Below are 13529 nucleotides of genomic sequence, written 5' to 3'. Positions count from 1 at the left end.
TCCTACATTATCTATTGTTAGTACCACTAGGAACTACCAACGTAGAGCGTTCAGCAGGATTTGCAGGTTCTACCTGAATTTGTGGTACTTGTTGTGCATTAGGAATAACATTCTGCATCGATTCAGGTACAGGTGTCGTCGTTGGTACATACGTATTGTTATTTGTATTATTTCCATAGGATGGAGCAGCCGGCGTTACTTGCGTCGATGATTGATTTTGTGTTGAACCTGGTACCGGATCTGCAATCTCAGCTGCTGGAACTGTAGTTGGTGTGTATTTATAACTAGGCTCTACATCAACATATTGAGAATCTGCTTCCACAGCTTCTGCAGAACTATAATTATAATTAGGCTCTGTAGTCGCTACTGCTACGTCATAGTTAGGGCCAGCTTGTGCAGCTACTTCAGTATTAGCAGAAGAATTTTTAACTGTATCAGCACCATAAATTTTATTAACCGCTGCTAAATGTTCTTCGTATGATTTAGAGAAGTGATTATGCCCCTCTTTATCTGCTACGAAGTATAAATAATCTGTATTTTCAGAATGTAATACTGCATCTAGAGCTTTTTTACCAGGATTTGCAATTGGACCTGGTGGTAAACCTTTAGATACATATGTATTATATGGGCTTTGCAATTGTGTATCCCCAATCGTTACATTTTCCTTTGCATAACCAAGCACATAGGAAATAGTCGCATCAGATTGTAATGGAATACCATGAGCTAAACGCTTTTTGAATACCCCTGCAATAGTTGGACGGTCTGCATCAAATAAAGACTCTCGTTCAACGATAGATGCCAAGGTTACAAAATCATGGATACTCATATGTTGAGCTTGAATTTGTTTCTTCACAGCTGGTGTAAGGTAACGATTCATTTCGTCAGCCATCATTTGAATAACATCACGAGGCGTAGCACCTACGGGGATTTCATACGTGCTTGGGAACAAGAAGCCTTCTACAGGATATGTAGCAGGTTTTGTGCCTTTCATATATGGGTATGGTACATAGGTCTTAGCTTCAGCTAAGAAGTCCTTCGCCTTCATAATTTGATTCTTTTCAAGAACGATAGCAATATCACCAACTGTATATCCTTCTGGAATTGTAACACGAATAGATTCTACATGACCTTCTTGTAACAAGGAAATGAGTTCGCGCACAGTTACTTTATTAGGTATTTGATAATGTCCAGTTTGAAGCTTATCATTGGTACCGCTCAAATATAACCAGAGCTTAAAGCCTTGAGTTGAGCGAATAAGCCCTCTTTCAAAAAGCATATCTGCAATTTCAGTACCCGTTTGACCTTTTTCAATAACGACTACTTGTGTTCCATCATCTTGAGCAAAGGTATTCGGTACAAAGTACAATGCACCAAGGCCTCCACCAATAATTAATATACCTACAATAACTAGGATCAAAATATATCTTAAGGCTTTTCTCACGTTGTTGAGTTCCTTTCTGTAACATAACAGTATATCAATTCATTATACCATAAACTCTATATTTCCCCTATATAAAAGGGCAATGATTCCACTTATTCCATTTTATGCAATATATTAATTTTATATATTTGTTATGCCCTTAGCATGAATGAAGTCCCTTCTTTGTACAACAATGATAATGTATAACAAAATAAAAATAGCGCATTGTCCACTGACAACACGCTAAATTTATGCTAAAGACAATTATTCGTCTTCATCCATGTCTTCATACAATTTTACTAGAGTTTCAAAGTTTTCATCTTCTTCATCCAAAGGTACGTATTCTTCTACGCCTTCTTCATTTGTTTCGATGCGAGCCAAGATCATGTATGTGTCATCTTGACCTTCATGGTCGGCATCTTCATCTTGTACATGTACAAGAACGGCATACTCTTGACCTTCATGGTTCAAGATAACATCTTCTGTGAAGTATTGTTTATTACCATGTTCATCTTCGAATTCCAAATAATACACTTCACCTTCAAAATTTTGGTCAACCATTGGAAACCCTCCTTAAGGAAAAATACTTATTTATTAAACTGCAAGCGATCTAGATATCCTTGCAAAATTACAACCGCTGCCATTTTATCGATAACGGATTTACGCTTTTTACGGCTCACGTCAGCTGCGATGAGTTGACGTTCAGCCATAACAGTAGATAACCGCTCATCCCAATATGTAACAGGTAAATCGATGACTTCCTTCATTTTTGCAACGAATTCTTCAGTCTTTTCAGCCCGTTCACCTTTTGTACCATTCATATTTTTCGGCATACCTACCACAAGTTCATGTACTTCATATTCAGAAATGAGTTCTTGTAAGCGATTAAAGTCTTTTTCCAGAGATGTTCTACGAATGGTTTCAATACCTTGTGCTGTCATGAGCAGTGCATCGCTACAGGCAATACCAATAGTACGGCTGCCTACATCTAATGACATAATTCTCATTATAATTGTTTAGCCTTTGCGTATTCTTTCAACAATTCTTCAATCAAGTCATCACGCTCTAAACGGCGGATATCGGAACGCGCATTATTATAACTTGTTATATACGCAGGATCTCCAGAGATTAGATACCCTAAGATTTGATTAATTGGATTGTAACCTTTTTCTTGAATAGATTGATAAACACGCGTAAGCACCTCTTCAGCGGTCATCGGTTCATCGTCTACTTTACGGAATAACATGGTTTCATCTGAAACGTTCATCGTATCCCTCCTTTTTATTACATCGGCAGATTTCACTATACAAGTGAAATCTCACCTACTATTATACTTGAATTAAAGCTACAAAGTCAGTAACTTTTTATGCATTATAAAAAATTTCTATAACAGATACAAGAATAATTATAAAATTATATGCCTATTGTAACATAGATTTTAAGGCTTCACCACCAGCTTTTAATGCTTCCATTAATTTAGCTGGCTCTTTGCCACCTGCTTGTGCCATATCCGGACGGCCACCGCCATTACCTCCAGCTACTTGAGCTGCTGCTTTAACAATATTACCTGCTTTTGCACCTTTAGCAACGACATCTTTAGATACTTTACATACAAAGTTTACCTTATCATCGCCCATAGCAGCGCCTACAAGAACCACACCAGATCCATTCAATTTATCAAGGCCCATATCAGCTAAGTCGCGTAATTCATCAATAGAGGATGCTTTTACAGCTGCGCCAACAAACTCTACATCACCTACCATGACTTTACCAGCAATGATATCTGCAGCACCCGCAGCAGAAACCTCTTTACGAATTTGTTCTAATTCTTTAGCAGTTTCTTTAGCTTCTGCTAATACTTGGTGTAAGCGTTCTTCTATTTGAGGAGCTTTAGTTTTAAGCTCGCTTGCCATGCGTTCAATAGTCAAACGATCTTTTTTTGCTGCATCGAGAGCTGCGCGACCTGTAATCGCTTCAATACGACGTACACCAGAACCGATACCAGCTTCAGATGTTAAACGGAAAGAACTAATGAAAGCTGTGTTGCCTACATGAGAACCACCACATAATTCAACGGAGAAGCCAGGAACCTCTACAACGCGAACTACATCGCCATATTTATCACCAAAGAGTGCCATCGCACCTTTCGCTTTTGCTTCTTCCATGGACATTTCAGCGATAGCTAGGTCCGTAGCTTTTAAAATTTCTTCGTTTACAAGAGCTTCGATTTGATCAAGTTCCTCTTGTGTTACAGGGGAGAAATGAGTGAAGTCAAAACGCAAGTAATCAGGAGTTACTAGAGAACCAGCTTGGTTAACATGCTCGCCAAGAACCTTTTTCAATGCTGCATGTAACAAGTGTGTTGCTGTATGATTGCGGGCCATTGCTGCACGACGAGCTGTATCCACTTCAAGCGTTACATCGTCACCTTCAGAAATAGAACCTTCTATAACAGTACCGATATGATATACAGTACCTTCTGGTAAACGTTTTGTATTATGAACCTCTACCTTACCCATTGGGCCCACGATAAAGCCTGTATCACCTAATTGACCGCCCCCTTCAGCATGGAATGGAGTAGTGCGTACGATAACAGTAATTTCATCGCCGTCAGCTGCTGTTTGTAAGCGTTCAGAACCTTTACCAAGCATCAATACGGAGGATGCAGTTTCTGCTTCATCTTCAACAAGTTCTTCATCTTTCAAGAATGTAATGTCTGGTGTTGCTACCTTCGCATCTTCTTTTACACGAGCTTCACGAGCGCGTTCGCGTTGTTCTTTCATAGCAGCTTCAAAACCTTCATGGTCGATTGTAAAGCCGCGTTCAGAAGCTATTTCCTCTGTTAATTCCCAAGGGAATCCATATGTATCATATAGTTTAAATACTTCTGTACCAGGAACAACAGTTGCTTTTTCAGCAGCTAATGTATCAATTAAAGAGTTTAACAACTCAAGACCTTGTTCCAATGTTTGGTTGAAGCGTTCTTCTTCGTTTTGTACAACACGTTTAACGAAATCTTGTTTCTCAGCGATGGATTTAATACCAGGGCCAAGAATGTCTACGACTACATCAATAAGAGGTGTTAAGAAGATACCTTCGATACCAAGTAAACGTCCATGACGTACAGCACGGCGTAAAATACGACGCAATACGTAGCCGCGACCTTCATTAGACGGTAACACACCATCGGAAATCAATGCTGTGACAGCACGAGCATGGTCAGCAATAACCTTCAAAGAAACATCTGTATTTGGATCTTCATTGTATTTCACACCAGCCCGTTTTGCAGTAGCTTCAATAATAGGGAAAATCAAATCAGTTTCAAAATTTGTTTTACAACCTTGTAATACGGAAGCCAATCGTTCAAGACCGGCGCCTGTATCAATATTTTTGTGTTGTAATGGTTCATAAGACCCATCTGGCATTTTATTGAATTGTGTAAATACTAAGTTCCAGATTTCAAGATAGCGATCGCAGTCACAACCTGGTGCACAATTAGGGTCATCACAACCATGTTCAGGACCTTGGTCGAAGAAGATTTCACTGTCAGGACCACATGGGCCTTCACCAATTTCCCAGAAGTTATCTTCGAGGCGTGTAATATGGCTTTCCTCTACACCACAATCATTGTGCCATGTATCATACGCTTCTTGATCATCTGGATATACAGTAACATATAATCTATTTTTATCGAGTTTAATAACTTCAGTTAAGAACTCCCACGCCCAGTGAATAGCTTCTTTTTTGAAGTAATCACCGAAGGAGAAGTTACCAAGCATTTCAAAGAATGTATGGTGACGAGCCGTACGACCTACGTTTTCAAGGTCACCGGTACGCATACACTTTTGGCTTGTTGTAATACGATGACAAGGAGGTACCAACTTACCTGTAAAGAACGGCTTCAATGGCGCCATACCTGCCCCAATCAATAACAAAGACGGATCGTTTTCTGGTATAAGAGAAAAACTATCTAATTTTAAATGTCCTTTACTTTCAAAAAACTGCAAGTATGCTTGACGCAGTTCATTACCCTTCATGTGTATATTCCTCCTAAAATTATTTACTCTTCATTATAACTCAAAAACGATATAAAATCTATTAAAAACATTGAGATTATGCGGAATTTACGCACTTTCACACCAATTCAAGTAAACCGTAAAAAATATAATTTTAAATCCATATTTTTTTACAATAAAAGTAAAAGTCAAATTTGGTCAATGCTAGTTAAATCATAAATAATAAACATAAAAAGAGGTTATACAAATCAACAAAACAAAATTGATTCGTATAGCCTCTTTTATAGCTAGTTATTAAATTAGCGTACAACGCGTTTTGCGCCGATGTAACGTTCACCCCAATAGCCAGTATCAAGATCTGCTACTGCAACACCACGACTGGAAGTGGCGCTGATGAACTTGCCATCACCAATATAAATACCGGAGTGAGATGGACCTGGTTCATAGGTTTCGAAGAATACCAAATCCCCCGCTTTCAAGTTTGCACGAGAAACTTCAACACCTACGTTATACTGTTCATCTGCCAAACGCGGTAAAGAAATACCTTGTTTTTCAAATACATATTTAACATAACCGGAGCAGTCAAAGCCACTTGGAGTTGTACCGCCAAATACATATGGTACACCACGGTATTTGTCAGCTTCTGCCAAGATTGCGTGAATGCTGCTAGGTGTTTCATTTTTCGTAATATTGTTTAATTTAACGTTCTTGCCATTAATGGAATGACCAGCGATACGTCGGGATGTCGCATTACTGTTTGTAAAAGCGGATTTCGTTGCTACTGCTTTAGTCGCTGCATTTTGGGTCAATACTGCCTTCGTAGAACGAGGAGCACCCATCAATGCATTATACGTAGCAGGGCCTACGATACCATCCACCGGAAGGCCACGATCTTGTTGGAACAGACGAACTGCCCACTTCGTTTCCTTACCATATACACCATTTTTATCTGTAGCATTATAGCCGTGTTTAATTAGTTGTTGTTGAACCGCTGTAACACTTTTGCCCTTATCACCATATTGTAATGTTGTTGCGCCAACCATGGCTGTTGTGGCACACACAAAAGTTAATGTTAATGCCGTTATTTTAACCTTACTATATTTTGACTTCATATGCTTCCTTTCCAAAAAACTTTTAAAGTAAGTTATTTATTCAAAATATACTAACCGTCTATTTATTTACATTCACAAATACAGCTAGTCTTCTTTGCTTTTGTTAGTATAAGCCTCTGGTGCCATAAAAACATCTGCACTACTTGGCCCGAGTAACGGAGCCTCTTCATGCTCTTCAAAATTTATAGCTGACTTAACCCAATACAAAGGCCGTTGCTTCACCTCTTCAAAAATACGACCTACATACTCGCCAATAATTCCCAGTCCGACGAGTTGAATTCCCCCAATAAACAAGATTGATACGCCCAAGGTTGTCCACCCATTCAAAGCTTGTCCTGTAAGATATACATACAAAAGATGTAAAATGAGCAAAAAGCTCATTCCACCACAAAGTACACCTACATACAAGGCGGCCCGTAAAGGCACCCTTGAAAAAGCGGTTACACCATCCAGAGCAAATCGAATCATTTTACGCACACTAAACTTTGAGACACCTGCAAATCGAGGTGGTGCCACAAAGTGCAACTCTGCTTGTCTGTACCCTAAGGCGCCGACAATACCACGTAAAAATCGACCATGTTCTCTGAATCGTTTCAACGTGCCCAATGCTTTACTATTCATGAGGCGGAAATCGGACCCGCCTTCAACAATAGGAACATCGGCCATTTTGTTCATTAGTTTGTAATAATACTTAGACGTGAAAGATTTAGCCCAACTAGCGTCATCAGTTGAATCGCGTATGGTACGCACCACATCATACCCTGATTCCCATAATCGAACTAGTTCAGGAATCAATGCTGGTGGATGCTGCATATCACCGTCCATTGTAATGACTGCATCGCCATGAGCATAATCAAGCCCACATGTAAGTGCCGTTTGATGCCCAAAGTTACGAGCCAGCAATAACACTTTAACATGTTTGTCATTGAATGCAATTTCACGCAGTATCATAGCTGACGAATCACTAGATCCATCATCCACGAAGATTAGTTCATAATCATATGTGAGACCTGACATAACATCAGTTACAGCTTTATAAAAGTTCGCTATATTTTCCTCTTCGTTATATACAGGCACTACAATAGAAAGTAACATAAATCCTCCAAAGTATTTTACTCACATATTTTATGTTAATTAGTAAATTAAGGCAAATGCTAAAGGTTAACAATAAGCCTAATAATGTTTATAAAGCCAGTAAATAAGCCATTTCTCTATAAAACACCAACAAAACACTTCATTTATCTTTTATATAACTATAGCAAATTAATATAATATCAATTCATTTGTAAAACTAATTAATAAAACGATTTATAAAAAATATTTATTTTAATAATATGGAAATAAATATGATTATTTCTTACTTTATTAACTATTAATCAAAAATTTGTATGTATTTTTATCACAAATTTACCGGAAATATCTATTTTCATCTATTTTTCATAAAAAAGGAGACCCGTTAAGGGTCTCCTTTACTATAATCCAGCAGCATCAATCCAAGATTGTAAATCTTCCTCCGCCAGTTCCATATCCTCTATATAAGCACCAGCTACAACTGGATACTTAGCGACCTCTACGGTATGTAAAATTGAGTCATCACGACCATTTTTATAAGTCCCAATCCAGATTCCAGAAAATTGTGATTCATACCATTCTACAGGTTGATCAGTTTCATTAAAGTTAATCGTAATATGACCGCGTCCAAGTGTTTCTAATACTTCAACTTGTTCTTCCTCTGTTAAACCCGTTTTTTCAATATAAATCGAATATGTCTCACCAGTTTCACGCAAATTCTTTAGAGCCAAACGCAACTCATTTAAAACGGCGCGAACATTACCATAATTTTCAATCATAAATACTCCTATACAGAGACTATCTTTACATTCTATAAGCTATCTATATACTATATGAAATTTTCACTTTGTGCTTTAGGCTCAGCTACTACGCCCCATTCTCGTAGTACATTCAAAACACGCTTCTTAACCTCAGGCAAGGCGCATTGTACCGGCTCGCTAGGTTCAAAACCAATTTCCAATGATTCCGGCTCTACACCGATAACCACTGCATCTTCTAATGGATCCTCTTGAATAGCACGGATACGTAAAATATCTTGCATTCCTACTTCATGTACAGAAATATGTTCCGTAAAATATTGTTCTAATTCCTTATGAGGAAATTCATATATAGTTCCTGGAGCATCTCCGCCATTAATAGCGTCTACAAGAAGGATTTTCTTCATACCACGCATATACGTAAGTAATTCCATTCCCATAGTGCCACCGTCAATAATGGAAATCGCAGGCGTAAATGTGAAAGATTCTTTCAATTCTTTTACTACATGAACACCTAATCCCTCATCGGTAAGCAAAATATTGCCGACTCCAAGTAGGATAATTTCATTGTCTCCATCATCATAAAGGCTGTTTAAATCAATACGCGGACCCTTTGAGTCCGCGTATTGTTCCAAGCCACTAATAATATCAGTACTTGTTTTAGTCATTTTCTTGTAATTCTCTTTCTCTAGGATCATTAGGATCACTTGGACGATATGTAGTACCAGATGGTTTATCAATACGTTCCCCACGACGACGTTTACCATTGAGGTCTTCAATATCAATTGGATCATGAGCGTAATATTTCATACCGGAAACCATAGCCGATACTTCGCCCGATTCCTCCATAACATCTTCTCGGAATGCCATATACACGTGAACAATAGTAAAGAACAAGAATCCCCACGCAATGTAGTGATGGATAACATGAACTTTATATTCACCACCAAATAATGTGACTACTGGTGCAAATAAAGTTCCTAAAACACCATTAGGGTCAATCATAGAATACATTGCAAAACCCGTTAAGATTTCAAAGAAAAACATAATGTATACCATCATATACGCAGTTCTAGCTAAAGAATTACGAAGCCAATGATGTTCATGTTTTTGAGGAATCATTAAATAGTGCAATGTTGTTTCTTTAAGACCGTACCAATACCGTTTTTGGCGGAATTTAGGTAATAATCTATCTCCTCGATTCCAAAGAGCTCCTGCAAATCGGAAAATAAAGGAGAATGTTAAGATAACCCCTGCAGTGAAATGGATACGACGCATAGTTTCCATAGAGAACCAGCCATCAATAGCAAAAGTTGGCTCTGGATTACCTGTGATAGCTGCAAATCCGGGATCACCGATATATAGACCTGTCCAAAATAATGCAGTTACGCTTAGCACCATAGTCCAGTGGAATATGCGCAGCCATAGACTAAATACGACATACGCCTTTTTGTCAGTATGTATTAACATAAGTCCACCACCCTTTATTTACACAATGCATCTGTATTGACGGAAACAATTTTTTCGCCTTTTTTATTGTATAAATGGGTTGCACATGCCAGGCATGGATCAAAGGAGTGAATTACCTTCAAAATTTCAAGTGGTTTATCCGCAATTTTTACATGTGTATCAATCATGGAATCTTCATATGCCCCATGTTCATTAGCTGCAGTTTTAGGGCACGCATTCCATGTAGATGGTACTATACATTGATAATTTGCAGAGCGTCCATCTTTAATATGTATCCAGTGACCCAAACCACCACGAGGCGCATCTACAAGACCAACACCTTTAGCATCTTTATCCCATGTGTTTGGTTCAAACTTAGTCATATCCGCTACTGCAGTATCACCATTTTTAATATTAGATACAAGTTTGTTAAAGAAGTATTGGCTAATATTTGCCGCTACTTGTGCATCAAGGCCACGACATGCCGTACGTCCTACCATAGTAGTCATCCATACATGAGCTGGTACACCCAATACTTGAGATACGGTATCAATTTGACGAACAATCATAGATTCAGCCCAAGTTGGGTCTTTGATTATTCCTTGTTTCACCTTTGTATACACAACAATATATTTTGCTAATGGACCAACCTCTGCAGTTTTCCCTTTGAAAGTTGGAGATTTAATCCAAGAATATTTTTTATCTTCATCAAGGAATTCCCATTTTTCTTTTGTACCAGATTTAGGACCTGTAAACTTAGGATCAGTAACACCTTCAATAGGATGAAGTGTTTTTGTTCCATCTGGATATGTAAACCAGGAATGATCAACCTCTTCACTAAGGTATTGAGGATCCATGAAGTCTTTACCTTCTAATGGGATGAATGTTGCTTTATCTACACCTAATGCAAAGTTCTCAACAACACCATTGGAACGAACAATACATTTCTTATGATAATCACCATTAGAAATACCGGTGTACGTATCATCAGGATAATCGCCATAGGACATAACGCGTTTCTTCGCAAGGCCACCACCATCGATCATACCTTTTTCTACATATATTTTACCGATAGCTAATAGATCTGGCACGTAGAAATTATCAACTAAGTCTTTAGTCAATGCAATAGATTGCTCTACGGCAGCAAGGCGTTGCGTATTAATAGGGGCATTCATATCATTCATAGAGATAGAACATGGCATGCCACCTACAATATAATGAGGATGTGGGTTTTTGCCACCAAATACAACGTGAGGAATTACAATATCACGTTGACGATCAAGAATGTTCAAATAATGAGATACGGCCATCAAATGAACTTCTGGAGATAACAAGTTATAATCAGGATGATCCCACCATTGAGCGGAGAAGATGCCTAATTGACCAGATTCTACGATTTTCTTAACCTTTTGTTGTACAGCTGCAAAATAGGCAGTTGTAGCTTTAGGGAACTCCTTAGGATATGCAGAATCTTTAGACGCAGTTTCAGCTGGCGCTAAACCACTTACATTATAAGTAGCTAATACATCATTTTGTAATTGTACAGTTTTAGCTGGATCTGCACTAAGAGCTGCTACTGGGCTAACCCAGTCAAGAGCATGTAAGTGATAGAAATGTACGATATGATCATGTACATCTAAAGAACTATGCATGATATTACGAATATAGTTTGCATTTTTAGGAATGGTAATACCAAGTGCATCCTCTACCGCACGTAATGCTGCCAACGCATGTGTTGTAGTACATACGCCACAAATACGTTGTACGAAAGCCCAAAGGTCACGAGGATCGCGATCTTTAGCAACAAGTTCGATACCGCGCCAAGCAGTGCCAGAAGACAATGCGTCCTCTACTTTACCACTTGCTTCATCAACTTTTATTTCAACCCGTAAATGACCTTCAATACGGGAAATCGGATCTACTACTACGCGTTTCATTAGTGACCTCCTCCATTATTATGTTTCTTTTCATCCCATAAGCCTTCTTCTTTTAAGCGTTTTTCTTCTTTCATATCAAGAATTTTATTACGCGTAAGAGTTGCAGCACCATGAACGATAACCGCTGCAGTGGCACCAACAGCAGCTACTGTACCGATTGTATCAGCAGTTGTGATGGTATTAGCCAATGGAATATCTGGTAAACGTTTATAGAATACGTCATTATCCCAGAAGCCCTTTTCAGAGCAACCAATACAACCGTGACCGGATTGAATTGGATAGGATAAACCATTCCACCAACGTAGATTACCACAAGAATTATATGTTTGAGGTCCACGACAACCTACCTTGTATAGGCACCAACCAGATTTAGATGCATCATCGTCAAATTTTTCAACGAAGAGACCAGAGTCAAAGAAGGCACGACGGTAGCATGTGTCGTGAATACGATTGCCATAAAATTGTTTTGGACGACCTTGCGCATCAAGAGGTGGGATTTGACCAAATAATGCATAGTGCATGATTACACCAGTCATAACCTCTGGAATTGGAGGGCAGCCAGGAACCTTGATAATAGGCTTACCAGATACAACGGAAGATACAGAAACTGTATTTGTTGGATTTGGTTTTGCCGCCTGTATACCGCCCCAAGAAGCACAAGAACCATATTCTATGATTGCTGCAGCTCCTTTAGCTGCTTCTAATAAGGATTCTTTAAATGTACGTCCACCTACTGTGCAATAAACACCATCTTCATCAAGTGGTACGCCACCTTCAACAGCCAAGATATATTTACCGGCTTTTTCTTTGATGATTTTTTCTAAATGTTCCTCTAATGGTGCACCAGACGCTGCCGCCAAAGTATCATCATATTCAAGAGAAATCATGTTCAAAATAACATCAGAAGTAAAGGGAGAGGATGAACGGATAAAAGATTCACTACAACCAGTACATTCATGACCATGCAACCAAATCACCGTAGGTAATTCAGTTGTTTCGGCAGCCTTAACAACGGTGTCTAACATCGTTGGAGGTAGACCTAAAATAGCAGTGAGTGCTACACAGGATTTCATAAATGTGCGTCGACTCAAACGGCGTTCTTGGAAGAGTGTCCACAAACTATTTATACGATTCTTCATGGAATATAGCCTCCTTACAACAACTTTGCGCAATATAATTATATTACTTAATAAACTACAACGTTTATGACAGAAATCATTTTTATGAGCTCACTCTATCAGTTTGACGAAGTTCAACCAGCATGATGACAATCATATTTTCACTATTTTATTATATCACTTAACATTTATGAAAACTATAAAATTTAACAAAAAAGCTGTATATAAGAAATTAACTTTTCTTATATACAGCCTCATGTTATTTATTTTCTACGAATTCCTAGTTATTAATTAATTAGATAACTTCCTTTATTAGAGACTCAAGCATATCTGCTTTTTTATAACCCACAAGGGAATCAAGCATTTTACCATCTCGGAAGAATACTAAGGATGGAATACCATCAACATCTTCTTTTAACAAAATACCGCGAAGATTTTTATCTTCTGCATTAACACTAAAGAATTCTACTTGACCTTTTAAACGCTCTGCTACGTCTTCAATCTCTGGACGCATAACGGTGCAAGGTTCGCACCAACCAGCCCAAAAATCAACAATAGCTAAACCTTTAGCGCCAAGCACTTTCTCATCAAATTCTTGTACACTAGTAATTGCTGTAATTGCCATAAAGTTCTCCTAACAAAGATCTA

At 38.4% G+C, this 13529-nt stretch carries 13 protein-coding genes; all 13 read right to left on the bottom strand.

Annotated features, from left to right (window positions below; translation table 11 throughout):
* Positions 1–7 precede the first annotated feature (7 nt).
* Complete coding sequence (gene mltG / locus E7L28_RS01050; protein ID WP_316692213.1) at positions 8–1441, bottom strand: endolytic transglycosylase MltG; 1434 nt, start codon at positions 1439–1441, stop codon at positions 8–10.
* 243 nt (positions 1442–1684) lie between these two features.
* Positions 1685–1981, bottom strand: a complete 297-nt coding sequence (locus E7L28_RS01045) for a DUF1292 domain-containing protein (protein ID WP_004696361.1) — start codon at positions 1979–1981, stop codon at positions 1685–1687.
* A 26-nt stretch (positions 1982–2007) separates the two neighbouring features.
* Positions 2008–2427 (bottom strand): Holliday junction resolvase RuvX, encoded by a 420-nt coding sequence (gene ruvX / locus E7L28_RS01040; RefSeq protein ID WP_004696363.1) that lies wholly within the window; start codon positions 2425–2427, stop codon positions 2008–2010.
* Positions 2427–2687, bottom strand: a complete 261-nt coding sequence (locus E7L28_RS01035; protein ID WP_004696366.1) for an IreB family regulatory phosphoprotein — start codon at positions 2685–2687, stop codon at positions 2427–2429. Before E7L28_RS01035 ends, ruvX begins: the two co-directional genes overlap by 1 nt.
* 154 nt (positions 2688–2841) lie before the next feature.
* Positions 2842–5457 carry an alanine--tRNA ligase gene (gene alaS, locus E7L28_RS01030; RefSeq protein WP_227065635.1) on the bottom strand — a complete coding sequence of 872 codons (2616 nt, stop codon included), beginning with the start codon at positions 5455–5457 and terminating at the stop codon, positions 2842–2844.
* A gap of 278 nt (positions 5458–5735) precedes the next feature.
* Positions 5736–6548 (bottom strand): C40 family peptidase, encoded by an 813-nt coding sequence (locus E7L28_RS01025; RefSeq protein ID WP_004696370.1) that lies wholly within the window; start codon positions 6546–6548, stop codon positions 5736–5738.
* A gap of 84 nt (positions 6549–6632) precedes the next feature.
* Complete coding sequence (locus E7L28_RS01020; protein ID WP_004696372.1) at positions 6633–7643, bottom strand: glycosyltransferase family 2 protein; 1011 nt, start codon at positions 7641–7643, stop codon at positions 6633–6635.
* A gap of 377 nt (positions 7644–8020) precedes the next feature.
* Positions 8021–8398, bottom strand: a complete 378-nt coding sequence (locus E7L28_RS01015; protein ID WP_008714244.1) for a hydrogenase expression/formation C-terminal domain-containing protein — start codon at positions 8396–8398, stop codon at positions 8021–8023.
* 50 nt (positions 8399–8448) lie between these two features.
* Positions 8449–9045, bottom strand: coding sequence for a HyaD/HybD family hydrogenase maturation endopeptidase (locus E7L28_RS01010; RefSeq protein WP_038125459.1), 597 nt, complete (start codon positions 9043–9045; stop codon positions 8449–8451).
* A complete protein-coding gene (gene cybH, locus E7L28_RS01005; protein ID WP_038125462.1) occupies positions 9038–9847 on the bottom strand; it encodes a Ni/Fe-hydrogenase, b-type cytochrome subunit in 810 nt (269 codons plus the stop codon). The genes E7L28_RS01010 and cybH overlap by 8 nt, the downstream gene beginning before the upstream one ends.
* Before the next feature lie 14 nt (positions 9848–9861).
* Positions 9862–11763 (bottom strand): nickel-dependent hydrogenase large subunit, encoded by a 1902-nt coding sequence (locus E7L28_RS01000; RefSeq protein ID WP_316691957.1) that lies wholly within the window; start codon positions 11761–11763, stop codon positions 9862–9864.
* Positions 11763–12902, bottom strand: coding sequence for a hydrogenase small subunit (locus E7L28_RS00995; protein ID WP_118091349.1), 1140 nt, complete (start codon positions 12900–12902; stop codon positions 11763–11765). The genes E7L28_RS01000 and E7L28_RS00995 overlap by 1 nt, the downstream gene beginning before the upstream one ends.
* A gap of 274 nt (positions 12903–13176) precedes the next feature.
* Positions 13177–13506 (bottom strand): thioredoxin family protein, encoded by a 330-nt coding sequence (locus E7L28_RS00990; protein WP_004698670.1) that lies wholly within the window; start codon positions 13504–13506, stop codon positions 13177–13179.
* Positions 13507–13529 lie beyond the last annotated feature (23 nt).

This window comes from Veillonella parvula (assembly GCF_032575955.1).
GTDB lineage: Bacteria > Bacillota > Negativicutes > Veillonellales > Veillonellaceae > Veillonella > Veillonella parvula_J.
The sequence above is the reverse complement of the archived record's forward strand: the minus strand, read 5'-3'. Positions and strand labels throughout refer to the sequence as shown.